This window comes from Pseudomonas grandcourensis (assembly GCF_039909015.1).
GTDB classification, from domain to species: Bacteria; Pseudomonadota; Gammaproteobacteria; order Pseudomonadales; family Pseudomonadaceae; genus Aquipseudomonas; species Aquipseudomonas grandcourensis.
The window spans coordinates 2,579,664-2,601,742 of record NZ_CP150919.1 but is presented as its reverse complement, the minus strand read 5'-3'; the positions used below and the strand labels follow the sequence as shown (position 1 = coordinate 2,601,742).

The 22,079-nt window shown below is 60.4% G+C and carries 24 protein-coding genes; 15 read left to right on the top strand and 9 right to left on the bottom strand.

The annotated features are described in order from the left end of the window. The first annotated feature begins 16 nt into the window (after positions 1-16). The 6 genes from AABM52_RS11705 to AABM52_RS11680 all read left to right on the top strand — a co-directional run bounded on the left by AABM52_RS11705 (position 17) and on the right by AABM52_RS11680 (position 5,335). A complete protein-coding gene (locus AABM52_RS11705) occupies positions 17-418 on the top strand; it encodes a hypothetical protein (RefSeq protein ID WP_347911898.1) in 402 nt (133 codons plus the stop codon). Further along, positions 418-957, top strand: a complete 540-nt coding sequence (locus AABM52_RS11700) for an HD domain-containing protein (RefSeq protein WP_347911896.1) — start codon at positions 418-420, stop codon at positions 955-957. Before AABM52_RS11705 ends, AABM52_RS11700 begins: the two co-directional genes overlap by 1 nt. A gap of 203 nt (positions 958-1,160) precedes the next feature. Next, positions 1,161-1,442 carry a DUF3303 domain-containing protein gene (locus AABM52_RS11695; RefSeq protein ID WP_046040318.1) on the top strand — a complete coding sequence of 94 codons (282 nt, stop codon included), beginning with the start codon at positions 1,161-1,163 and terminating at the stop codon, positions 1,440-1,442. A 217-nt stretch (positions 1,443-1,659) separates the two neighbouring features. After that, complete coding sequence (locus tag AABM52_RS11690) at positions 1,660-3,273, top strand: arylsulfatase (protein WP_347911895.1); 1,614 nt, start codon at positions 1,660-1,662, stop codon at positions 3,271-3,273. A gap of 68 nt (positions 3,274-3,341) precedes the next feature. Continuing rightward, positions 3,342-4,610, top strand: a complete 1,269-nt coding sequence (locus AABM52_RS11685) for an OmpP1/FadL family transporter (RefSeq protein WP_347911894.1) — start codon at positions 3,342-3,344, stop codon at positions 4,608-4,610. A 50-nt stretch (positions 4,611-4,660) separates the two neighbouring features. Continuing rightward, the gene (locus AABM52_RS11680; protein WP_347911893.1) at positions 4,661-5,335 is read left to right on the top strand and encodes a DUF3313 domain-containing protein; all 675 of its coding nucleotides are present in this window, start codon (positions 4,661-4,663) and stop codon (positions 5,333-5,335) included. A gap of 102 nt (positions 5,336-5,437) precedes the next feature. Here the strand turns inward: AABM52_RS11680 and AABM52_RS11675 are convergent, their stop codons facing one another. Further along, positions 5,438-6,169, bottom strand: a complete 732-nt coding sequence (locus tag AABM52_RS11675; RefSeq protein ID WP_347911892.1) for a tellurite resistance TerB family protein — start codon at positions 6,167-6,169, stop codon at positions 5,438-5,440. Positions 6,170-6,426: 257 nt separating this feature from the next. Here AABM52_RS11675 and pcsA point away from each other — a divergent pair, with 257 nt between their 5' ends. Beyond that, entirely contained in the window at positions 6,427-7,149 is a 723-nt protein-coding gene (pcsA, locus tag AABM52_RS11670; protein ID WP_347911891.1) for a phosphatidylcholine synthase, read from the top strand. A 2-nt stretch (positions 7,150-7,151) separates the two neighbouring features. Beyond that, positions 7,152-7,538 carry a DUF488 family protein gene (locus AABM52_RS11665; RefSeq protein ID WP_347911890.1) on the top strand — a complete coding sequence of 129 codons (387 nt, stop codon included), beginning with the start codon at positions 7,152-7,154 and terminating at the stop codon, positions 7,536-7,538. Positions 7,539-8,089: 551 nt separating this feature from the next. Here the strand turns inward: AABM52_RS11665 and AABM52_RS11660 are convergent. The 3 genes from AABM52_RS11660 to AABM52_RS11650 are packed head-to-tail and all read right to left on the bottom strand — an operon-like array spanning position 8,090 to position 10,553. Next, on the bottom strand, positions 8,090-8,479 hold the full coding sequence (locus AABM52_RS11660) for a hypothetical protein (RefSeq protein WP_347911889.1): 390 nt from the start codon (positions 8,477-8,479) through the stop codon (positions 8,090-8,092). Continuing rightward, positions 8,476-9,894, bottom strand: coding sequence for a PAAR domain-containing protein (locus tag AABM52_RS11655; protein WP_347911888.1), 1,419 nt, complete (start codon positions 9,892-9,894; stop codon positions 8,476-8,478). Before AABM52_RS11655 ends, AABM52_RS11660 begins: the two co-directional genes overlap by 4 nt. Further along, positions 9,891-10,553, bottom strand: a complete 663-nt coding sequence (locus AABM52_RS11650) for a hypothetical protein (protein WP_347911887.1) — start codon at positions 10,551-10,553, stop codon at positions 9,891-9,893. Before AABM52_RS11650 ends, AABM52_RS11655 begins: the two co-directional genes overlap by 4 nt. A gap of 417 nt (positions 10,554-10,970) precedes the next feature. Here AABM52_RS11650 and AABM52_RS11645 point away from each other — a divergent pair, with 417 nt between their 5' ends. Further along, a complete protein-coding gene (locus tag AABM52_RS11645) occupies positions 10,971-11,333 on the top strand; it encodes a DUF6124 family protein (protein ID WP_347911886.1) in 363 nt (120 codons plus the stop codon). Between the two features lie 203 nt (positions 11,334-11,536). On the opposite strand, the gene AABM52_RS11640 is transcribed toward AABM52_RS11645, so the two are convergent. Together AABM52_RS11640 and AABM52_RS11635 are read right to left on the bottom strand one after the other, a co-directional pair. Further along, on the bottom strand, positions 11,537-12,349 hold the full coding sequence (locus AABM52_RS11640) for a class I SAM-dependent methyltransferase (RefSeq protein WP_347911885.1): 813 nt from the start codon (positions 12,347-12,349) through the stop codon (positions 11,537-11,539). A gap of 44 nt (positions 12,350-12,393) precedes the next feature. Further along, on the bottom strand, positions 12,394-12,663 hold the full coding sequence (locus tag AABM52_RS11635) for a DUF4242 domain-containing protein (RefSeq protein WP_095968203.1): 270 nt from the start codon (positions 12,661-12,663) through the stop codon (positions 12,394-12,396). Between the two features lie 179 nt (positions 12,664-12,842). On the opposite strand from AABM52_RS11635, the gene AABM52_RS11630 reads away from it, so the two are divergent. Both AABM52_RS11630 and AABM52_RS11625 read left to right on the top strand, forming a co-directional pair. After that, entirely contained in the window at positions 12,843-13,820 is a 978-nt protein-coding gene (locus AABM52_RS11630) for an AraC family transcriptional regulator (protein WP_347911884.1), read from the top strand. 76 nt (positions 13,821-13,896) lie between these two features. Further along, the gene (locus AABM52_RS11625; RefSeq protein WP_347911883.1) at positions 13,897-14,358 is read left to right on the top strand and encodes a GNAT family N-acetyltransferase; all 462 of its coding nucleotides are present in this window, start codon (positions 13,897-13,899) and stop codon (positions 14,356-14,358) included. A 17-nt stretch (positions 14,359-14,375) separates the two neighbouring features. Here the strand turns inward: AABM52_RS11625 and AABM52_RS11620 are convergent, their stop codons facing one another. Genes AABM52_RS11620 through AABM52_RS11610 form a run of 3 tightly spaced genes read right to left on the bottom strand, consistent with a single transcriptional unit; the run spans position 14,376 to position 16,217 of the window. Next, the gene (locus AABM52_RS11620; RefSeq protein WP_347911882.1) at positions 14,376-15,593 is read right to left on the bottom strand and encodes a cytochrome c biogenesis protein DipZ; all 1,218 of its coding nucleotides are present in this window, start codon (positions 15,591-15,593) and stop codon (positions 14,376-14,378) included. Between the two features lie 57 nt (positions 15,594-15,650). Continuing rightward, positions 15,651-15,905 carry a hypothetical protein gene (locus tag AABM52_RS11615; RefSeq protein WP_347911881.1) on the bottom strand — a complete coding sequence of 85 codons (255 nt, stop codon included), beginning with the start codon at positions 15,903-15,905 and terminating at the stop codon, positions 15,651-15,653. 48 nt (positions 15,906-15,953) lie between these two features. Beyond that, a complete protein-coding gene (locus tag AABM52_RS11610; RefSeq protein ID WP_347911880.1) occupies positions 15,954-16,217 on the bottom strand; it encodes a DUF2790 domain-containing protein in 264 nt (87 codons plus the stop codon). A 306-nt stretch (positions 16,218-16,523) separates the two neighbouring features. Between AABM52_RS11610 and AABM52_RS11605 the strand changes: the two genes are divergently transcribed. The 4 genes from AABM52_RS11605 (at position 16,524) to AABM52_RS11590 (ending at position 21,933) form a co-directional block, all read left to right on the top strand. Then, positions 16,524-17,264, top strand: a complete 741-nt coding sequence (locus AABM52_RS11605) for a response regulator (protein WP_095946382.1) — start codon at positions 16,524-16,526, stop codon at positions 17,262-17,264. Further along, complete coding sequence (locus AABM52_RS11600; protein ID WP_347911879.1) at positions 17,261-18,577, top strand: HAMP domain-containing sensor histidine kinase; 1,317 nt, start codon at positions 17,261-17,263, stop codon at positions 18,575-18,577. Before AABM52_RS11605 ends, AABM52_RS11600 begins: the two co-directional genes overlap by 4 nt. A 135-nt stretch (positions 18,578-18,712) precedes the next feature. Next, the gene (locus AABM52_RS11595; RefSeq protein ID WP_347911878.1) at positions 18,713-20,890 is read left to right on the top strand and encodes a hypothetical protein; all 2,178 of its coding nucleotides are present in this window, start codon (positions 18,713-18,715) and stop codon (positions 20,888-20,890) included. Beyond that, entirely contained in the window at positions 20,872-21,933 is a 1,062-nt protein-coding gene (locus tag AABM52_RS11590) for a tryptophan 7-halogenase (RefSeq protein WP_347911876.1), read from the top strand. The genes AABM52_RS11595 and AABM52_RS11590 overlap by 19 nt, the downstream gene beginning before the upstream one ends. Positions 21,934-22,079: the final 146 nt, after the last annotated feature.

The following is a 22,079-nucleotide window of genomic DNA, read 5'->3' as shown; positions in this document are numbered from 1 at the left end:
TCTATGATTGATCCCCATGACCACCACCGCTGCGATCCGCTCACCCTGCCCGCCCGGCGCCTGCGACTGCGGGCGTGACCCGTTGCTGGAAACACCAGGGGCGGACCTGCGCATTCTGTTCCTGACCCGCAACGAAGAAAAACGCCTGATCGAACGTCTGGAGAACCTGCAGAGCCTGAGCGATCTGGAGCACCTGCAACGGCGCATGCTCGAACAGTTGGGCATCCGCGTGGACATCGCCCCCGGTTTCAACGAAGTGCGCACCATGCGCGGCATCGGCATCCAGGTTGGCGAACTGCCGGGGCTGTGCCGCAAGACCCGCGCCAGCATCCCCGCCGCCATCCGCCGAGCCATGGAAAAGCGCCCGGAGATCGCCTACGACCTGCTCAATGCCAACGACCTGTTGCGTGACGCCTGATGAAACCTCTTCTCGAATTCCCTCTCACCGACGAGATTCTCACCTCGTTCGCCCTGGCCATCGGGGCCGACCTGCAGGGCTACCGCAACCACATTTACCGGGTGCTGAATTTTCATGGTGCCCTGCGCGGTGCCGAAGGCCTGCCCACGGACGCCGTACAGATCGCGGCGGCGTTTCATGACCTGGGCATCTGGACCGATGACACCCTCGACTACCTGCCCCCGTCCATTGCCCTGGCCACCGAGTACCTCGACAACCAGCAACGGCCGGAACTGATGGATGAAGTCAGCGCGTTGATACTTGAGCATCACAAGTTGCGCCGGTATCGCGGCGCCTACGCCGACAGCGTCGAACCCTTTCGCCAGGCCGATCTGCTGGATGTGTCCCTGGGCCTGGTGCGTTTCGGCTTGCCGCGAACCCTCATCAAAACCGTGCAGGCGACCTTTCCCGATCACGGTTTTCACTCGATGCTGATGAAGCTTTCAGCCCGGCAGCTCATCCGCTCGCCGTTGCGCCCGCTGCCTATGTTGCGCTGGTGAAACAGGCGTCTGTTACCCCCTCGAAAATGCACCGGAACAGGATCGGCGGTCATACATGAATCGCGGGGCACTGCTATGCCTTCCTTGGGAGATTATTCCGCAAGCCAGCCAGGACGAAACTGGAAACCCAAGCGTGGCCACGGCCCCGGCGCCAGCCAGGTACGCGCAGACAACAGGTGCCGATGTGCAACAGGAGGTGGCCGATGTTATTCATCGTCAGCTGGACAATCAGCCCGGACAACCGTGATGCCGCAATCGCGCGTTTTCTCAAGACCGGTGGCGCACCGCCCGCAGGCGTCACCATGCACGGGCGCTGGCACGCGGTAGGGAGCTCGGCCGGTTTCGGCATTGCCGAGGCGAGTGATTTTGTGCCGATTCAGAAATGGGTGCTGGAGTGGAACGACCTGATGAGCATGGACGTGCACGCCGCATTGACCGATGAGCAAATCGCGCCATTGCTGGCCGCCACTGCCGACCGGAAATGACAAAGGGAGGGCGGCGGGTATCGCTCGTCGCCCGACTTGAGCGGCTGCTTTGCCGGAAAGCCATTTCGCAGAAAAGTGCCTGAAACACTAACTTTCCGACTATTCATTACTGGATATTTCGCAATTAAAACCTACGCTCTTCGCGGGGGGGTAACGCATTTCAACGACGGTTGGGGGCTCGTCTGGATGTACTCACGCTAGTACGCAGGAGCTCGATATGAACCGGACAACTTTATCCTCGATGTTTGCAGTCCCCCTGTTGCTGTCTGCAATGGCGTTTCCCGGTCAGACCCTGGCCGCCGACAAAGCCCCCAACATCCTGGTGATCATGGGCGACGATATCGGCTGGTCGAATATCGGCGTCTACAACCAGGGCATGATGGCCGGCAGAACCCCCAACCTCGACCAACTGGCGAATGAAGGCATGCGTTTCACCGATTACTACGCCGAAGCCAGTTGCACCGCTGGACGCGCCAATTTCATCACCGGCGAACTGCCGATTCGTACGGGCATGACCACCGTGGGCCAGGCCGGCTCGCCCGTGGGGATTCCCGCCGAAGCCGTCACCATCGCGACCGCACTCAAGGCCATGGGTTATGCCACCGGCCAGTTCGGCAAGAACCACCTGGGCGACCTGAACCAGTTCCTGCCCACCGTCCACGGTTTCGACGAATTCTTCGGCTACCTCTATCACCTCGACGCCATGGAAGACCCGGCGCACCCCAATTATCCGAAGGAGCTGCTGGACAGTGTCGGCCCGCGCAACATGGTCCACAGCTGGGCCTCAACCACCGATGACACGACCGTGATGCCGCGCTGGGGCAAGGTGGGCAAGCAGAAAATCGAAGACGCCGGCACGCTCTATCCGGAAAGGATGAAAACCGTCGACGAGGAAATTCGCGACAAGGCCTTCTCGTTCATCGACAAGGCCAAGCAGGACAGCAAACCGTTCTTCGTCTGGCTCAACCCGACCCGCATGCACATCGTCACGCACCTGTCCGACAAGTACGAAACCATGCGCAACTCGCAGAATGGCTGGTCGGAACAGGAAGCCGGCATGGCGCAGCTCGATGACATCGTCGGCGATGTCCTGGCGAAGCTGAAGAAAGACGGCATGGACGACAACACCATCGTGATTTTCACCACCGACAACGGTGCGGAAAACTTCACCTGGCCCGATGGCGGCACCACCCCGTTCGCCATGGGCAAAGGCACGGTCATGGAAGGTGGCTTCCGGGTGCCGGCGATCATTCGCTGGCCGGGCAAGGTGCCGGCCAACCAGATCGGTAACGGCATCATGTCCGGCATGGACTGGTTCCCGACTCTGGTCGCGGCCGCGGGCAACCCGAACATCACCGCCGAACTGCTCAAAGGCAAACAATTGGGCGACACCACCTACAAAGTTCATCTGGACGGCTATGATCAAACTCCAATGATCACCGGAAAAGGTCCGTCGAACCGGCATGAAATCTTCTACTTTGGAGAGAGCTCCTTGGGTGCCGTGCGCATAGACGACTACAAATATCGCTTCATTGACCAACCGGGTGGCTGGATGGGGGCTAAAGTTGCTGTGGACGTGCCGATCCTGACCAATCTTCGACTCGACCCGTTCGAGCGCATGGGCTGGCCGGAAAATCAGGCCGCGCAGGGTTCGCAACAGTACTTTGACTGGTTCAAGTTCCAGTTCTGGCGTTTCGTGTTCGTCCAGCAACAGGTGGCCAAACTGGCGGAAACAGCGATCGAGTACCCGCCGATGCAAAAAGGCGCGAGTTTCAACCTCGACTCGGTTAAAGCCAAGATCGCCGCAGCTCGGGCAGAGATGGCCAAGTAACAGCCGAATCCACGGGTGGCTGGTGCAGTCCACCCGTATTCGAAATGGACAATTGCCGAGGGATTTCAATGCCGACAAAAACAGCCATCCTGCCCGCCTCTGCGCTGCTTGCCCTGTGCTGTCAGCAAGCTTGGGCCGGCGGCATCATGCTCTATGAAATCGGCACCGATAACGCCGGCCTGGCCAACGCCGGTGCCGCCGCCCGTGCCCAAGGCCCCTCGACCATCGCCAGCAACCCCGCAGGCATGAGCTTTCTGCCCGGTACGCAAATCACCGCCGGCCTGCAGGTTCTGTACGGCGACCTGAGCTTCGACCGCGACGCCGGCACCAACACCCCGGGCACCGGCAGTGGCAATGCCCTCGACCCTATTCCCGGTGGCAGCTTTTTCATCAGCCATGAACTGGACGAGCACTGGAGCGTCGGTTTCGGCCAGTACGGTGACTTCGGCCTGGCAGTCAATTACGACAACGACTGGTCCGGCCGCTACTTCGCACAAAACTCCAGCCTGCTCGGCTTGTCGCTGGTGCCGAGTGTGGCGTATCGCTTCAACGAGCAATGGTCGGTGGGCCTGGGCATCAAGGCCATGTACGGCATGTTGAAGGCGGACACCGCCATCGACCGCTCCCCTTTCGGCTTCACTGATCGCGCTGACGGCCAATACAAGTACCGGGACAACACCTGGGGCTATGGCGCCAACGTGGGCGTGATCTACGCCCCGCAACCCGGCACGCGCATCGGCCTGACCTACACCAGCCAGGTCGACCTGGACTTCGAGGACCGGCTCGACGTGAAGGGCGATGGCCGGCTGCTGGACCGCGTGAACAACACCAATACCGAACTGGACATGAAGGTGCCGCAAACCGTCACCCTGAGCCTGTTCCAGCAACTGGACCGGCAATGGGCGCTGCTGGCCTCGGCCAACTGGCAGGACTGGTCGGAGTTCGGCGACATCGCCGTAGAGGTCGACACCACCGCGTTTGGAGCGCAATCGAAAACGGTCGACGCCGGCTTCAAGGACACCTGGCACCTCTCCCTTGGCGCGCAATACCAGGCCACCGAGCAGTGGTTGTGGAACTTCGGCGTGGCCTACGACAGCAGCGCCGTCTCGGACAGCAACCGCAGCGTGGTCGTGCCGATGAACGAATCCTGGCGCATTGCCACGGGAGCCACCTATGCTCTGAACAAGGACACCGATGTCAACGTCAGTTGGGCCATGGTCTGGCTCGGCGACATGCCGGTTGAGCAGACCAAATCCGTATCGGGCGATCGAGTATCCGGTCAATTCGACAATGCCTGGATTCAAGCCTTGACCGGGAACATGACCTGGCGATTCTGATGTCTTGTAAACGAAAGAACGACGATTTCATCCAAGGAGTAAACACCACTATGAATCTATCCCGAAAACTGCTCGTCGGCGCCGCGCTGGCCAGTCTGTTGCTAGGCGGTTGCACTTCGAAAGTGACTGAGAAGGAGCAATACTCAGGTTTCCTGTCCAACTACAACAACCTGCAGGAAGTCCAAACACCGAGCGGCGGTACCGCGATGCGTTGGGTCAGCCCTTCGTGGAACCCGAATGCCTATGACACCGTGGTGTTCAACAAACTGGAACTTTACCCTGCGCCAAAACCCGATGAGCGTGTGAACCAGCAGACCCTGACCGACATTCAGAACTACATGACCAGCAAGGCCAAGGCCTCCCTGGGTCAGAAGTACCGCGTAGTGTCCAACTCCTCGTCCGCACCGGCCGGTTCCAGGCCCCTGATCATGCGTGCGGCGATTACCGGGGTGAACGCCGAGAACGAAGGCATGAAGTGGTATGAAGTGGTCCCCGTCGCGGCCATAGTCGGGGCGACTCAGGCAGCCACCGGTCACCGTGACCAGGACACCACCCTGTTCATCGAAGCCGAGTTCGTCGACGCGAAGAGCAACCAGACCGTGGCCAAAGTGGTGCGCAAGGTGTTTGGCACCGCCCTGGAAAACGAAAGCCAGAAGATTACCGCCAAGGACTTCAAGGCGGCGATCGACAAAATGGGTACCGACTTCCAGGCATTCCTCAAGTAACACACTCTTGTGGCGAGGGAGCTTGCTCCCTCGCCACCTGGAGTTCCTTCCTGACTCTTGCGGTCACTCCTTCATCCCCAGGTTTCTGCTGCCGAAGGCGATTTAGACCGCAACGCTCTTGGCCTGCTGCTCCAGATGCAATTGCAATTGCGGGTCGATCTGCAACGCCGCGGCCAGTTCATCCAGATAGTTGCGCTCGGCATCCTGCTGGTCGTCCACCAGCATCACACTGGCCAGGTACATCTCCGAGGCCATGCCGGGGTCGGTGGCCGACTGCGCCACTTCATTGGCGTCAAGTAGCTTGGCGACTTCATCGTCCAGCCATTGCTGCAATTGCGGATCGTCGGTGTGACGGCCGATTTCAGTGCTGATCATCTGCTTCTCGGCGTCATCGATGCGGCCATCGGCCTTGGCCGCGGCAATCAATGCCCGCAGGATCGCATGGCTGTGCTCCTCGGCCTCCGGGCCGGCCAGCAAGTCCACGGTCCGTGGCGCTTCTTGCGGCGCCGACGCCTGACTGCGTTGCCAGGCCTGGTACGCCTGGAACGCCATCATGCCCAGGGACGCCAGCGCTGCATAATTGGTACCGCCGGCGGAACGACTTTGCGGTGCACCGCCCATCGGCGAACCGCCGCCGAGCAAACCACCGAGCAAACCGCCCAACCCTGCACCACCGCCACCGGCACCCGCACCGCCGCTACCGCCCAACAAGCCGCCAAGCAATCCACCCAGATCGCCGAGCCCGCCCTGGGCCGACGCGCCACCGCCACCCTGTTGCGCCATCGAGCCCTGGCCGGCGCGCAGTAATTGTTCGAGCAGATCGCTGGTGTTCATGACGTTTATCCTCTTGAAGGGCGTTTATCCAGTCAGGCAACGATAGCCCCCGCAGGCGAATGTGCCAGCACCGTTGGGCTGACCCACCCGCGCTATCCCGGATTCGTACGGGGTATTTTCTTGCGGCGCAGCTAAGATTCATGAGTGGTGAACCTTATTCCCGGATACCCGGTCGATACCTGCAACCCGAACTGGTTTGCCACCGCCCCGTACGCGGAGTGACAACTGGCTTGCTTCATTCACTGGAGAACGCCCCCGTGATTTCAACCCTGTACATCGCCAGGCTCAAAGCATGGGGCGCCCATGGCTTTACCGCCACTGGTGTGGTCACCGCTTTCCTCGCCACCCTGTCCCTGCTGGACAACCAGCCGACCCATTGCCTGCTGTGGCTGGGTGTCGCCCTGATCGTCGACGGACTGGACGGTGCGCTGGCACGCAAGGTCAACGTGCAGTCGGTGTTGCCGAGCTTCGATGGCTCGATCCTCGACCTGGTGATCGACTACCTGACGTACGTGTTTATCCCGGCACTGTTCATCTATCGCTACATCCCGCTGCCGGACTACACCTTGCTGCTGAGCGTGTCGCTGATTCTGGTGTCGTCGCTGTTCTGCTTCTGCAACGTCAACATGAAGAGCACCGACAACTACTTCCAGGGTTTCCCCGCCGCCTGGAACGTGGTCGCCCTGTGCCTGTACATCATCGCCCCGTCGCCGTGGATCACCTTCGTCACGGTCATCGGCCTGGCGCTGCTGACGGTGACCCGGATGAAATTCCTGCACCCGTTTCGCGTGCGCCGGTTCATGCCGATCAATATTGCGGTGACGGCCATCTGGTTGCTGTGCAGTTTGTCGCTGGTGCTCAACCACCCGGTGATCAACCCGTTGGTGATGGGGCTGTGGCTGCTGATGTCGGCGTACTTCCTGGGCATCTGCCTGTGGCGCACGGCGCTGGAGTGGTTCGACGGATCGGGGCTCAAGTAGCCATGGCGGTCCATATCGTTCAACTCGGTTCAACCCGCCGACCCGACGAAGGATTGCGCCTGGGCACGGTACGCCGCCCTCCCCGTGGCGTACCGAAAGCCGAATTTGCCCGTCGGGACTTTTATGATGTCTGGCAACCGTTGCTGTCGCCCAGCGCGGAGCTGGTGGCCGAAGCCAAGGCTGCGCTAGATGCCAAGGCCTGGGAGGTGTTCCGGCGCAAGTTCAAGGCCGAGATGAGCCAGCCCGCTGCCAGTCAGATGCTCGACCTGCTGGCCGCGTTGTCCCATCAGACGTCCCTGGCCGTGGGCTGTTATTGCGAGGATGAAGCGCATTGTCATCGGTCGGTGTTGCGCGAGTTGCTGCAGGCCCGTGGTGCCGTAGTGATTTAGATGCCATGACCACCACACAACCCCTGTGGGAGCGAGCTTGCTCGCGATAGCGGTGTATCAGACACAGCACTTGCGACTGGATGACCGCCATCGCGAACGGGCCCAAACAAAAACGGCACCTTTCGGTGCCGTTTTTGCGTTTGGTGTTTCAATGGCTTCCATCATGGCGTCCAGATGGCGGCGACTCAGGTATAAGCAGTAGCGATGCTCACAGCGCCCAGCATAATTGGACCGCCAGCAACAATAATTGCAATCCACGGATTCCAAATGTCGATGCTGGTCATGGCTGTTTTACTTCAAATATTTTCTCACCTATTAATTCGCCCCCCATGCTACCTGCTTCTGTCCCCACCGCAGATAACACTACCTTTTCCCGTGGTAACCCCAAGTGCAAGGCAAATAGTGCCACTAATCAAAGGACCGACTAGTCGCATTTACAGGAATGGCATAACCCGGAATCTGCCCCGGCGCACCAGCTTTGTCCCAGCGGTGCACCAGGCTTCGACTGGAAATGCCGAGGGCCGTCTTCAATCTGGAATCGATGCGCATAATTACTTGAATTTCACCAGCGCGAACGCAAACGCTCCCCAAATCAAAATGACACACGTCAGGATAGCCTTGACCTTTAGCAAGCGTTTCAGGCCTACAGGAAAGTTGCGGACATCATCGGGATCAAGATCTCCCGAACGAAGTCCGGGACCGGGCCACATCACCATGAACGTGATCTTTGCGACTAACAAAAGCCGATTTAACCATCCGCTCTGCGCCAGTCCTGCGGCGCTAATCACGATTTGGCGACTACCGCTCAAGGCTTGCAGAAAGCGATCCAGGTGACGACGGCTCAGGTACAGACTGTAAAAGAAACTCACGTAACACAGCAGAATTGGGCCACCAACGACAATGATCGCAGCCAAGGGAGACCAAGTGTCGATACTGATCATGGCTGCGTTGCTTCGTAAATTTTTTCAGCGGTGAATTCTCCTCCCATACCACCAACTTTCGTTCCCACCAATGCGCCAATTCCAACTACAGCCGCGACACAGACAACACCCCCTATAGCTGTAGTCACGCCAAGCGCAGCACAGATAGTGGGACTGGCCACATGTGCCAATTCGCCTCCCAAATACCCCAAGCCTGTCGAGCCCACGAACTTGCCACCCTCAGTGAACTTAACCCTCTCACAAGCCGCACCAGAGTCACCAACACAAACCTCCTGAATAGCCAACAGCGAAGAAACCCCACCAATACCAATACCGATACCGATATAACCGCCGTTCTGCATGTATTTGGCAGCCCGACTGGTCGCACTCACATGAGTCGCATAACCCGGTATCTGGCCCGGCGCCCCGGCCTTGTCCCAATGGTGCACCAGGCTACGACTGGAAATGCCGAGGGCCGTCTTCAACTTGGGGTGATCGCCCAAGGTAGTCTGGCCACGCAGGCGAGTGGAGTTCAGCAGGTGGGCATCCAGTTGGGCGAGCAGCCGCTGGCGTTCGGCGAAAAACTGCGGCGATTTGAGATGGCCGTGCTGACGATAGCTGTCCTGATGCAGGCGTTCCATGGCTTGCAGGGTGTCGCGCAGTCGGGCCAGGTGTTTTTCCATCACCACCGCGCTGACGCCGAGCCAGGTCGAAGTCTCGCCGGTAAAACTGGCGATTTCAGCCGCGTGGCGGAACATGAATTCGGCTTCTTCCGGCGTCAGGGGATCGAGTGCCAACTTGACCTGCTGCGCGGCCTGCATCAGTTGTGCTTCCTGATAGGTGCAGGAGGTGTTGTTCGGATCGCCCAGCACGATCAGCGAGCCGGCTTTAATGTTGTCTGATGCTGGGTTGAGTGCCCGAAATTTGCGCATCACGGCGGCATCGGGCGTGGCGAACAGCGTGGCCTCCAAGGCTTCGCGGGTCATGCTTTTGGGCACCACATAGAATCCCGGCTCTTGAGGTTCCGCGCGATTGAATATCGCTGGCGCTGGAGGGTTCGAAGGGGCGAAACCAGATTGACGTGGCGCAGCCGGTTGACCGGTTGCAGCACTAGCAGTTGGTTGCACAACGCTCCTGCCAGTTCGGGGTGCGGAGTTAGCGCTGCGATAGGTGGCCGTGACCACAGAAGGGATCAGCCGGGCTTTGCAGGGGCAATCGCTGTGGCTATCCAGCGTGCCCGCTATGGCTTTGCCATGACTGACCATGTAGGAAATCCCACCGACGATCTTATAAGTCTTGCCGTCCTCGCCACAGGTAACCCGATCACCTTCGCGGGCATGGGCGATTCCGTACATCATGACGCTGGTATGACCATCCAGGACTTTGCCGCCACAGGTGGTCTTATCATGCAGACCAATGAAATGTCCTTCGTTCATTGATGTTCTACCTGCTGGATGGAGGGCAGAAAATCCTCGGCCATCGCGACACCTTCACGCCCCACTAACAAAAAACCGCCTTGCAAAGTGTTGATGATCTCGTCGCCATTGCAAAGACAGCTACCGACCAGCGCCACATCGCTATTTCCTTGTCCCGCGCCCGTCACGATCTGTGCCGTACTCCCATCGGCGTACACGACGTAATCGCCTTTCTGTGCCGCACGTACTTTCTGGCCGCTCTCTAATGTGAACTCCAAGGGAGCAACTCCCTGCTTGATCACCCCGCCATCGCGGGTTTGACTGCCCTCGGTTGCGATTCGGTAAATGGCGTGAGCGGGATGAGCTTCCATGTATGCCTGCCCCTGGCGAACAACTGCCAGAGCTTCGTCGCAAAATTGCGCAAGTCGTTCTTCAGTGAAATGGGGGGTGTCAAGACTGCGGAGAAATTCAGGAGAAACTTCGTTGGTATACAAGGGGTGCACAGGTGCATTCATTTGCCACTTCCTGATCGTCATCGGTTTGAGTTGCCTTCCCTCTCGGCAGAAGTGCTGAGCAAAGAGAATATTGGGCGACGACGAATAAGACGGTGGAGCGCGTGCTGAAAGCAATCCAATGGCATAGCCAAATGAACGAATAGGAATTTTCGCAATAACAAACAACCCATTTCCTACAGCGGTAGTTCCAAAAGTTAATTTTTAGCGCAGTGGAAGCCCACTCAAAGAAATTTAAACGCGCCTGTTAAATAACTTAGGAAATTACTTCCTGAAAGCTACACCAACTTGCGCCGTTGCCTACCGGTGCGACAGAATCCGCCGGCTTGTGCGTCGTGGGCTTGGATTCTATCGTTTGCCGGTCATTGAAAAATCAGTGATCGGGCTTGGTAGGCCCGTAGCATCGACGCATAGCGTCACCTTTATTGCCCAATGTCTGGGCGGTGTTTTTATGGTGACCATGCGCAGGGCTCCTTCGGGGGCGCCGGTTCCGATGCCCGGTCTACCAACCTTCGTATGGTCGCCACCCTTCGTTTGGTAGCGAGGCGGTGATGGCTCCTTTTAAATAGCGTCGGAGTTCCATCTATGTTCAAGGTCACACCCAATCCGTCGGAGACCGATCCGCCATCCCCGTACGAAAACGCCGATTCAAAAAAACCTCACGTAGACGCCGAGCAGCCCCTCGACTATGACCTGAAGCCAGACGTCCCCATCATGGACATTCCGCGCTCAGTCGGCACGATGTTCTTTGTCAACCCAGAGCTCGATGCAGAAACCCTGCTGACCCATGCATGCGAATCGCTGGCTTCGGCCAATGTCATGACCATGGATTTGGCGGATCATATGGAAGGCCCCAGGCGCAATTCCCTGCTCGGCATTGCGCAAGTCATCATGCTGGGCGAGCTGGCGGTGAACCGCGCGCTGGACCAACTTGGCCCACCTGAGTAACTGCCTCTGCCTTTGACCGAGTCGCTTGAACTGATTTTCTGATCCCCGTTTTCAGGAACAGGCACGAACAAAAACGGCACCTTCGGGCGCCGTATTTGCTTGTAGGAGCAGGCTTGCTCGCGAAAGCGATCAGTCACAGTAGCTGCGACTGGACCGCAGCCATCGCGAGCAAGCTCGCTCCCACAGGGGTTGTGCGTGGCCGTTCAACGCCGCGTAATCACCACCTCCAGGTATTCACTCGGCACCACCAGCGATTTGTCACCCGCACGGTTTATTCGGTTGATCAGCTCGGTCAAGTCAGTCTCCAATGCCTTGGCGCCATCCGCGGGCAGCGCGGCGAAGGCCTTGTGCACCGGTCCGTACCACTGGCGGAAGGTGTCGATGAAATGCGCCGCTGAGCGATAGCGGAAATTGAACGTGCGGCGCGTCACCTGGAGCAGGAATTCACGCTCGTCGAAATGCTCGTGCAACCAGGCTTCGGTGCCCCAGCGTGAGGGTGGATTGGCACCCGGAGGGGGCGGCAGGTGCTGGCCCAGGGTCTTGAACATCTGGCCGACGAATCCTTCCGGGGTCCAGTTGGCCAGGCCGATCCGCCCGCCCGGGCGACAAACCCGCGCCAGTTCCGCGGCGGCTTTGGGCTGGTCCGGCGTGAACATCACGCCGAAGGTCGACAGCACGGCATCAAAACTGCCGTCGGCAAAGGGCAAGGCTTCGGCATCGGCGACCTGGAAGGAGACGTTGAAGCGTTCGGCCCGCGCCCTTTCTTCACCGCGTTCGAGCAAGGCGGCGACATAGTCGGTGGACGTCACCTTGCAGCCACGGCGGGCAGCGGCGAGGGTTGCGTTGCCGTTGCCGGCGGCAACATCGAGCACGCGTTCATCGCACAACAGGTCGCAGGCTTCGGCCAGTTGCTCGCCGACGATCTGCAGGGTGGTGCCGATCACGGCGTAGTCACCGCTGGCCCAGGAGGCCATCTGGCGGTTTTTCAAGGCAGTCAGATCAATGGGTGTACTCATGGAGACGGTCTCTGGGTTGAAACACGAGTCGGGGCCGGTCGCGGTTACTCCGCCGTCGTCGGATCAATGATGTTCATGACCTGGGAAATGCGGTTGGCGGGAAAACCACTGATCCTGGCGTGCTCCTGGATCTGCGCCTCGTTCGGCGAGATGTACACGCAGTAAAGTTTGTCACCGGTGACATAGCTCTGCAGCCACTGCACCTCTGGCAACTCACGCAACGCCTGGCAGGACTTTAGCGAAGCGGCTTTCAAATCCCTTTCCGACAATGCTCCGGCGCCCTGGATCTCGCGCTCAATCACGAACTTCGGCATGGCAACCTCTCTTTTCTTGTTCTGGGTGGCAGGGCCGGTATTGACCCCGTAGACAAACTATCGTCCTGACAGGCGCCGGCGTCCTGTCCGATCGTCGCCCAACCCTGCCCGATCGTCCGGAGATTCCACGTAGCGCGCAGGCGCGCTCACAATCAGGAACCTCCCACGGGGAAACCCCAATGGACGCTCTGTCACAGACCCTGCGCGTCGTGCACCTGGTCGGCGCGATCTTTATCAACGCCCGGTTCACCGCGCCCTGGTGCTACCAGTCGCCCAGCGCCGACACCGCCGCGCCGTTTCTGGAGCCCGATGCGGAACGGGTGGTGATCTTTCATCTGATCACCGAGGGCGAGTGCTACGTGGAATTGGGCGATGACCCGCCGCTGCTGCTGAGTGCGGGCGACGTGGTGATTTTCCCCCAGGGCGATGCCCATCGCATGTGCTCACATCCCGGATTGCCCCCGGCCACGGGTGCGCGGCTGGATGCGGTGCTGGCGCGCCGGCCCCGGCAATTGAGCTATGGCGGGGGTGGCGCGCTCACCCGCCTGGTGTGCGGCTACCTGGCGTGCGATACGCGCCTGGCGGGCATGTTGCTCAAGGGCTTGCCGGCCGTGGTGCGGGTCAATGTGCGCGGTTCGGATGCCGGTATCTGGCTGGAATCCTCGGTGCGCTATGCCCTCGCCGAAGCCCGCTCGCCCCGCCCTGGCGGTGAAGGGGTATTGGCCAAACTTGCCGAAGTGCTGTTCATCGAAGTGTTGCGCCTGTACATGAACGAACAGGGCGAAGGCCGCACCGGCTGGCTGGCCGGAGTGCGCGACCGCATCGTAGGCGCCGCCCTCAACGCCTTGCACAAAAAACCCTGCCACGCCTGGACACTGGACGAACTGGCGCGCACCGCCAGCACCTCAAGATCGGTGTTGGCCGAACGCTTCCAGCAACTGGTGGGGGTGTCGCCGATGCAGTACCTGACGCAATGGCGCATGTTGCTCGCCGCCAACCTGTTACGCAGCAGCAACAGCTCATTGACGCGCATCGCCGAAGAAGTGGGATACCAGACCGATACCGCTTTCAGCCGCGCCTTCCGTCGCGAGTACGGTGCGCCACCGGCGGCGTGGCGGCGCGGTCAGGCCGCCTCGAATCACTTGAGCAGTCGCTGAACCGGCGGGGGCGACAGCATCGCCCAGGCCCGTTACTCTCGCCACCCAGCGACCGACATCTGAAAGGACTCACAACATGGCACCCCGCCTGGACTGGCTTGCTCGACATATGCAGCACAGCAACACATTCGCTTCGTGGATCCACCGGCAGTTCCACTACGAATACGCCGGACAGCCCCTGCCCGACTGGCAACGAGAGTTCGCCGAAGGCCAGAACAACGGCGACTGGAAATGTCTGATCGCCCTCGACCATGACGAGTTGCTGGGCGGCGCGGCACTGGCCAGGGCTGACCTGGCCCATCGCACGGATCTGGGACCCTGGCTCGCTTGTGTGTTCGTCGCCCCCGAAGCGCGCGGCAAGGGTCTGGCGGAGCAATTGATAGAAGGGATTTGCGCGCAAGCCAAGGCCAGCGGCGAGAAGAGAATCTACCTGCACACCCAGGACCAGAGCGCTTATTACGCCAAGCGTGGTTGGGTGGTGCAAGAGCGGTTTCAGGCATGGGAAAAAGATCAATGGCTCATGGCGCGAGACCTGTGAGCCATTGATCGAGCGGATTACGCGGCTGGCGCGCCAGCCTTGGCCTCCTCCAGCAACTGCTGAATCATCTTCTCCTGAGTGTCGTAGCTGCCTTCACCGAAGTGGGTGTAACGCACCTGCCCCTTGGCATCGATCAGGTAGTGCGCCGGCCAGTACTGGTTGTCGAAGTTGCGCCAGATCGCGTAGTTGTTGTCGATCGCCACCGGGTAGGTGATGCCGTACTCCTTCACCTTGGCCCTGACGTTGTCGATGATGCGTTCAAAGCCGTATTCAGGCGTGTGCACACCGATCACCACCAGCCCGTCCTTTTCATACTTCTTCGCCCAGTCCTTCACGTACGGCAGGGTGTGCTTGCAGTTGATGCAGTCGAAGGTCCAGAAGTCCACCAGCACCACTTTGCCTTTCAGGGTTTCATTGGTCAGTGCTGGCGAATTGAGCCAGCCCACCGCGCCGGACAGCGAGGGCATGGCGCCCTGGGCATCGCCCATGGTGCTGTCGGCCTTGACCTTGCTGACCAGGTAATCGACGACTTTCGGCACGGCTTCCAGCACGCCTTTCTCCACGCTGCTGACACCTTCCGATGAAGTGTTGGCCAGCAACAGGTCATTGGCCCCCGTTGCAATCACCGCCGCACCGGACAGCACCGCAACCCCGGCGCCACGGCGCAACCAGCCGGTGACCGGAATCGACGGTTTCAAGCGATTGACCAGGCCGCGCCCGGCAAAGATCAAGGTACCCAGGGACAGCGCACTGCCGGCGCCATAGGCTACCAGCAACAGACTGGTGCCGGCGTTCGCGCCTTGCAGCATGGCGCTGGTGAGAATCACCCCGAGGATCGGCCCGGCGCAGGGTGCCCACAGCAGCCCGGTGGCGACACCGATCATGATCGACGCCAACGGCCCGGACATCTTGCGCGAGTTCGGGTCGATGCGATTGCCCAGCAGCACGAAGGGCCGCGCCAGCCAGTCACCGACCCGTGCAGATATCAGCGACAGGGCGAACAACACCATCACCAGCAGCGCGACGTGGCGGCCTGTGTTGCTGGCCTGGATCACCCACTCGCTGCTGACCACGGCCAGGCTGGAGACCAGGGCAAAGGTCAGGACCATGCCGCCGAGGGTCAGCAGGATCGAGGAGCGTGTACGGTCGGCCCCGGCAAACAGAAACGGCACGACCGGCAGGATGCACGGGCTGAGGACGGTCAATATGCCGCCCAGGAAAGCGATGAGTAACATGGGATCACCTAATACAAATTAGAGGGCAACACATCACCACTGTGGATCGGGGTGTTCTCAAGCGGTCTGCTCATCCAGCAACTGCCCCTGAGGCGTGCGGCTGGCACCATTTTCGGCGAGCATCTGCCCCTGCGGCGTGCGGCTGGAACCGTCCTGCGCCAGGAAGCCTTGGGTGCCCTTCTCCGCCACGGGCGTGAGCTGGAAGCAGGTGTTGCTGGCGCAGGCGCTTTGCTCGACAGCGGCGTTGGCATGGGCCGCCGCACCGGCGACGGAAAAGGCAATGGCGGTCAAAAAGCGGGAAACGTTGTTCATGATGTCCTTCCTGTTTCAAATGGATTTAGCGGTGGTTGATCGCAACACTCAGTTTTCCGAGTTGCAGTTGTCGGCGAATTTGCGGTAATCCAGCACCTGGGTTTTCGACTGGGCGTCGAGGTACGTCAGCCGCGCATTCACCACGCCGCAGGAAGGCGTTGCGTCTTCGGTCAGCGACACCACTTTCTTGATGTCAAGTTGGGTGCCGTAGGTGTAGGTTTTAGGCGCAACATCGGCTTCGGCACGGGCCGACAGGGTGCAGATGTTCAGGGCGGCAAACAGGCAGGCGGCATAGATGGCTTTGGTGTTCATGGCGAGTTCCTCAAGGTTTCAACAGGTTGATCGTTGATTGATCCGAGGCGATCTGGCTTGCCTCGATGGAACCTATTAAAAGCCTGCGAGGTATCTCGTCTGTGTCGGGAATCGGCGTGAATCAATCGCTGCGTATCAGAACGGCGTCTGGATACACAGGCATACAAAACCGCAGGAAATCGGCTTTTTTGCCTTCGTGTGTATCCGCAGGCAAGCCAGATACACTGCAATACAAAGGGCGGCAGGCGAGCCCGCCGAGGCTCGATAGACTGTGTGGCATTCCCCATTTATCAGAGGTTTGGCCCAATGGATCACGTTGATCACATCCTCATCGTTGACGACGACCGCGAAATCCGCGAACTGGTTGGCAACTACCTGAAGAAGAACGGCCTGCGCACCACCGTCGTGGCGGATGGTCGGCAGATGCGCGCGTTTCTGGAAACCACCCCGGTGGACCTGATCGTGCTGGACATCATGATGCCGGGGGACGATGGCCTGGTGCTCTGCCGCGAATTGCGCGCCGGCAAACACAAGGCCACGCCGGTGCTGATGCTCACCGCCCGCAACGATGAAACCGATCGCATCCTCGGCCTGGAAATGGGCGCCGACGACTACTTGGTCAAGCCATTCGCTGCCCGTGAACTGCTGGCGCGGATCAACGCGGTGCTGCGACGCACGCGCATGCTGCCGCCGAACCTGGTGGTGACCGAAGCCAGCCGCCTGTTGGCCTTCGGCCGCTGGCGCCTGGACACCTCGGCCCGTCACCTGCTCGATGAAGACGGCACCATGGTGGCCCTGAGCGGTGCCGAGTATCGATTGTTGCGGGTGTTTCTCGACCATCCGCAACGGGTGCTCAACCGCGATCAATTGCTCAACCTGACCCAGGGCCGCGACGCCGACCTGTTCGACCGTTCCATCGATCTGCTGGTCAGTCGCCTGCGCCAGCGCTTGCTCGACGACGCCCGCGAACCGGCCTACATCAAGACCGTGCGCAGCGAAGGCTATGTGTTTTCCCTGCCGGTGGAAATCCTGGGCGATCAATCATGACCCTGGCGCTGCATTGGCCGCGCACCCTGGCCTCGCGGCTGTCGCTGATTTTCCTGATCGGCCTGATCCTCGCCCAGGCGCTGTCCTTCGGCGCGCAGTACTACGAACGCTATGAGTCCTCGAAAAACACCATGCTCGGCAACCTGGAAACCGACGTTTCCACCTCCGTTGCCATCCTCGACCGCTTGCCCGCCGATGAGCGAGCGGCTTGGCTGCAACAACTGGAACGGCGCAATTACAGCTACATGCTCAATGAGGGTTCGCCGGGCACGCCCATCCGCACCGACATGCCCGATGCGCCCATTGCCATTGCCTCGATCAAGGACGCCATCGGCCACGATTACCCGATGACCTTTACCGACATCCCCGGGCCGAAAAAACATTTTCAAGTGCACTTGAACCTGGCGGATGGCAGCCCGCTGACCATCGACGTCCGCCCGGCGATGGTGCCGTTGTCGCCCTGGCTGCCCATCGTGTTGCTCGGGCAACTGGCGCTGATGCTGGCCTGTTCCTGGCTGGCGGTGAGAATCGCCATCCGCCCCCTCACCCGCCTCGCCGGTGCCGTCGAAACCCTGGACCCCAACGCCCACCCGGTACTCCTGGACGAAAAAGGCCCGAGCGAAGTTGCCCACGCCGCCAAGGCCTTCAACTCGATGCAGGCGCGCATCGCGGCGTACCTGAAGGAGCGCATGCAATTGCTCGCGGCAATTTCCCACGACCTGCAAACCCCCATCACCCGCATGAAACTGCGCGCCGAGTTCATGGATGACTCCAGCGAAAAAGACAAACTGTGGAACGACCTGGGCGAGATGGAACACCTGGTACGCGAAGGCGTGGCCTACGCCCGCAGCATCCACGGCGCCACCGAAGAAAGCCGCCGCACCGACCTCGACTCGTTCCTCGACAGCCTGGTGTTCGACTATCAGGACATGGGCAAGGACGTTCAGCTCACCGGCAAGAGCGCAGCCGTCATCGACACCCGCCCACACGCCTTGCGCCGGGTGCTGGTCAACCTGACGGACAACGCATTGAAGTTTGCCGGTGCAGCTGAATTGCAGGTGGAAAAACGGGCCGATGGCAACCTGTCGATCAGGATCCTTGACCGTGGCCCGGGGATCGCCGAGGAAGAACTCAAGCAAGTGATGGAACCGTTCTACCGCGTGGAAAACTCCCGCAACCGCAGCACCGGCGGCACCGGGCTGGGGCTGGCGATCGCCCAGCAGCTGGCGGTCGCGATTGGAGGGTCGTTGACCTTGAGCAATCGTGAAGGTGGCGGGTTGTGTGCGGAGCTGAAGTTGCCGCTGCTTCACTGAATGTCTCGCCCCCTCTGTGGAATCTATTTACACCGAGGGCGGCCGACCATTGGTCAGCACTGTCAGAACTGACAGTAGCCAGCTATCCCTGGGCTCCTGTGCAATGTCCGTCCACAGGATCAACGGGAAACCACAATGGACTTGCTCGACTCAGTGACCCGGGCGTGCACGCGACTGGCGCCTGGCGGCTGGCATTCACTGTTGCTGCGCCATGGGCTGGACATCCTCGCCGTACCGCTCGACACCGAGCTGATCAAACCGCTGACCATCGACCGCAACCTTCCAGGCTTTGAGGACTTTTCCAGCGCCGGCAACCGGGCGATTGAGTCCAGCCAGCCATCGCGCAGCCTGCTGTATCACGCGCTGGCCTCTCCCGAGGTCACTGCCGACGGAGCCGGTCTACCTCTGCTGCTGTATCCGACACCTGCCGAAATTGAAGCGATTCTTGATTATGTCTATGGCGTGAGCCCACCCACACTCGAAGACCTCCAGCAAAAAGCCAAGGGCGCACCGCTGGCGCTGGTGGTGTTTGCCAGCGAGTACCGTTGCGCCGGCGACACCGTGCACGGTGAACACGCCGACCTGTGCTTCTCCCGTACCGGCATCACCCGCGTCGGCACCGCCTCCGCCCGCTACGACGCCCAACGGCGGTGTTTCCTGCCGTTCGTGGATGATGACGTGCACGGCATCAGGGTCATGCCCGTGCGTTACAGCGCTTACATCGCCATGCAACACAAGGGTGACGCCGCACGTTTCGGGCCGATGGATTTTCAAGTCGATGTTGATGCCGATCTGGATTTCTGGGTGCCGCTGCACAAACTCTTCGAGGGGACGCAGTGCCTGGCCGGGATGGACCTGACACTTGAGCTGGAAAACCACCAGATCAACGAGAAGTTACGGCACATTCATCTGCGCCATACCGGCACAGGCTGGCAGGAGCCCGAAATCAGCCAGCCGCCGTTCGTCATCACTGATGGACTGGCTGATTGGGCTACGCAAGCAGATCTGGGGCCGGGGCTACTGCTCCCGCAGCCCAGGCCCCGGTTGGTTGAACAGGCCATCTACCAGGAAAAACCCCTGGCATTTCAGCTGCCACCCAACACCGCGGGCATGGTGCATGGTCGACATAAGGTGCTGGAGGACGGCAGCTTCAAGAACCTGAATGACCAAAAGGGCGTGGCGGAACGGGTCAAGCAAGGAGGCTATCAGGCTCTGCACTACCATGACGGCACAGCCGATGGCTGGGTTCGGGCTCGTTGCCCTGCATTGGAGAGTGTTCTGCCAACAGTGGCGGCGTATTCGGTGATCGGCGCCCCGGATTTCTTTCCGCTGTGCAGCCAGCGTCAACTCATACGCTGGGCAAATACAGAGCCCACCCGGCCCTCCCCGGACATCTGGCATGCGCGACTGGAGGCGCTGTCCAATGTTCGGTACCGCGCCAACCTGAGCCTGAAGGATCAACCCTTTTCGGAGGATGATCGCGGGGTCACCGCCATCGTGGCCTTGCCACGTGAAACGGGCTCGACGTTGTCTCCCAGCCAGCAACGGCCAGCGGTCATGCGCCCGTCCTCGTTGCCGGATGCCGCAGCCGGCATCTTCGGCCCCGGCTGGGAAGTCGGATGGATTCGAAAACAATCCGGAGGCGGGACCCCGCTGGATTGCCTCAGCGGATACCAGATGGCCAGCCCCTTTACCGAAGATGTGCGTATTTGCGCAGCCCTTGGTTCCTACTGGCCGGGTGTGGCGCCGGATTCGGTGCGCACCTTTGAACCACGGGGCAGGCTGCACACCATCATCCCGCTGACTGACCAGGAAATCGGCCAGACCGGCGCCCCGGCTTGGGATAACCAGCGAGGGCCACGCCTGGTACAGCAAGCGGGGGACTGGATAGTCCAATACCACGCCTACGAATACACCGACTACACCCAGGTGGCACTGGATGGACGCTTCTCCCTGCAAATGACGGGCAACACCACCCTGCAGGATTACGAAGACCGGGTGCTGTCAATGCATCGGGTGTACAACGTGCTGGGAGTCGGGAATGACAAACCGCTGCGCAATACGTGGCCGTTATTGTCATTCACCCTCGTGCAGCGGCCGAATCCGGAACTCGACACTGCCGAGCAGGAAGCCGGTCTGCAACTGAACGGATGGGTGCATCGCTATCAGATGTACAAGCGAGGACTCGACTCGACCCCGGATAGCGACTTCAAACTGCGCAATGTAGAGATCCTGCACCTGGCGACCCTGTTGGTCAGTGCTGAAGCGATCCTGGTCAAACACGACGAATCGTCTTGGCAAATCGCCAAGTGAATCACTTTGATGTGCTGGTGGTCGGGGGTGGCCCAGCGGGAAGTGCCGCGGCAATCAGTTGCGCGCAGCGTGGACTGCGGGTGGCACAGCTCGAGGGCCAGGGCTTTCCACGGTTTCGTCCGGGCGAAAGCCTGCACCCGGGTATCGAGCCCTTGCTGCAACAATTGGGGGTGGCCGATCAAGTGTGTAGCCAGGGGACGATTCGTTTTCCCGGGCAATGGGTGCAGTGGGACGGCCCGCCTCGCTTCAGTGGTTTTGGCGAGGACCTTGCCGGTCCCTGGCTTGGCTTTCAAATTGCCAGGGCGCGACTGGACGCGGAATTGCTGCAACGGGCTGAGATGCTGGGCGTCAGGGTGCTGCAACCGTGCCGGGCCCGACGCCTGTTGACCCACGACCGGCGAGTGATTGGCCTGGAATCCGATTCAGGCCCTTTGTTCGCGCCCTACCTGATCGACGCCAGCGGGGCGACGGGTTGGCTGAGCCGGCAATTCTCGTTAAAGGTGCGTCGCCATTCGCCGCAGTTGATCGCCCGATACGGTTACCTCAAAGGCTGCATCGATCCCTATGAGCAAACCCCGCATCTGCGGGCCGACCCCGATGGCTGGACCTGGGTGGCCCGTGTGGAAGATCAGTTGCTGCATTGGACGCGCCTGTGTTTTGACAAGTCTTCGCCCAAGTCCCGAAGCGTGCCCGAACACCTGCAACGGTTGCCATTCGCAGGCTCCATTCGAGGTGCCGATGTGTCCTGGCGCATCAGCGCGGCGCTTGCAGGTGCAGGTTTTTTCACGGTTGGCGATGCGGCCAGCGTGCTCGATCCAGCGGCTTCGCATGGCGTACTCAAGGCGCTGATGACCGGTATGCAGGCGGCGCAGGCAGTGTTCGACTGCCTCCAACAGCCTGATGTCCAATACGAAGCGCAGGCGCAGTACAGCCGTTGGGTCCGGGACTGGTTCGAGCGTGACCTGATGCAAATGCACCGCTTCTATGGCGCTCATCCTTGCCCGCCAGATTGGCTGGAGCACTCTGCTCGATCCGTGAGCTGACTCTTGAGGGTGGCGGGTGGTGTGCGGAGCCGAAGTTGCCAGGGCAGAAGGGTTTGGCTTAAGGGTGAGGATACCGGCCTTGCCATAAAGAATGGTCGGCTGGCAGGCCGTCATCGCGAGCAGGCTCGCTCCTACATCTATGGTTA

What these genes read in the sequence shown, in the direction of transcription:
- AABM52_RS11605 (WP_095946382.1), top strand. Translation starts at nt 16,524, where the DNA reads ATGGATCACGTTGATCACATCCTCATCGTTGACGACGACCGCGAAATC.
- AABM52_RS11615 (WP_347911881.1), bottom strand. Translation starts at nt 15,905, where the DNA reads ATGAACAACGTTTCCCGCTTTTTGACCGCCATTGCCTTTTCCGTCGCC.
- AABM52_RS11705 (WP_347911898.1), top strand. Translation starts at nt 17, where the DNA reads ATGACCACCACCGCTGCGATCCGCTCACCCTGCCCGCCCGGCGCCTGC.
- AABM52_RS11630 (WP_347911884.1), top strand. Translation starts at nt 12,843, where the DNA reads ATGGACGCTCTGTCACAGACCCTGCGCGTCGTGCACCTGGTCGGCGCG.
- AABM52_RS11655 (WP_347911888.1), bottom strand. Translation starts at nt 9,894, where the DNA reads ATGAACGAAGGACATTTCATTGGTCTGCATGATAAGACCACCTGTGGC.
- AABM52_RS11690 (WP_347911895.1), top strand. Translation starts at nt 1,660, where the DNA reads ATGAACCGGACAACTTTATCCTCGATGTTTGCAGTCCCCCTGTTGCTG.
- AABM52_RS11610 (WP_347911880.1), bottom strand. Translation starts at nt 16,217, where the DNA reads ATGAACACCAAAGCCATCTATGCCGCCTGCCTGTTTGCCGCCCTGAAC.
- AABM52_RS11680 (WP_347911893.1), top strand. Translation starts at nt 4,661, where the DNA reads ATGAATCTATCCCGAAAACTGCTCGTCGGCGCCGCGCTGGCCAGTCTG.
- AABM52_RS11685 (WP_347911894.1), top strand. Translation starts at nt 3,342, where the DNA reads ATGCCGACAAAAACAGCCATCCTGCCCGCCTCTGCGCTGCTTGCCCTG.
- AABM52_RS11635 (WP_095968203.1), bottom strand. Translation starts at nt 12,663, where the DNA reads ATGCCGAAGTTCGTGATTGAGCGCGAGATCCAGGGCGCCGGAGCATTG.
- AABM52_RS11620 (WP_347911882.1), bottom strand. Translation starts at nt 15,593, where the DNA reads ATGTTACTCATCGCTTTCCTGGGCGGCATATTGACCGTCCTCAGCCCG.
- AABM52_RS11640 (WP_347911885.1), bottom strand. Translation starts at nt 12,349, where the DNA reads ATGAGTACACCCATTGATCTGACTGCCTTGAAAAACCGCCAGATGGCC.
- AABM52_RS11600 (WP_347911879.1), top strand. Translation starts at nt 17,261, where the DNA reads ATGACCCTGGCGCTGCATTGGCCGCGCACCCTGGCCTCGCGGCTGTCG.
- AABM52_RS11665 (WP_347911890.1), top strand. Translation starts at nt 7,152, where the DNA reads ATGGCGGTCCATATCGTTCAACTCGGTTCAACCCGCCGACCCGACGAA.
- AABM52_RS11625 (WP_347911883.1), top strand. Translation starts at nt 13,897, where the DNA reads ATGGCACCCCGCCTGGACTGGCTTGCTCGACATATGCAGCACAGCAAC.
- AABM52_RS11675 (WP_347911892.1), bottom strand. Translation starts at nt 6,169, where the DNA reads ATGAACACCAGCGATCTGCTCGAACAATTACTGCGCGCCGGCCAGGGC.
- AABM52_RS11660 (WP_347911889.1), bottom strand. Translation starts at nt 8,479, where the DNA reads ATGATCAGTATCGACACTTGGTCTCCCTTGGCTGCGATCATTGTCGTT.
- AABM52_RS11700 (WP_347911896.1), top strand. Translation starts at nt 418, where the DNA reads ATGAAACCTCTTCTCGAATTCCCTCTCACCGACGAGATTCTCACCTCG.
- AABM52_RS11595 (WP_347911878.1), top strand. Translation starts at nt 18,713, where the DNA reads ATGGACTTGCTCGACTCAGTGACCCGGGCGTGCACGCGACTGGCGCCT.
- AABM52_RS11695 (WP_046040318.1), top strand. Translation starts at nt 1,161, where the DNA reads ATGTTATTCATCGTCAGCTGGACAATCAGCCCGGACAACCGTGATGCC.
- AABM52_RS11645 (WP_347911886.1), top strand. Translation starts at nt 10,971, where the DNA reads ATGTTCAAGGTCACACCCAATCCGTCGGAGACCGATCCGCCATCCCCG.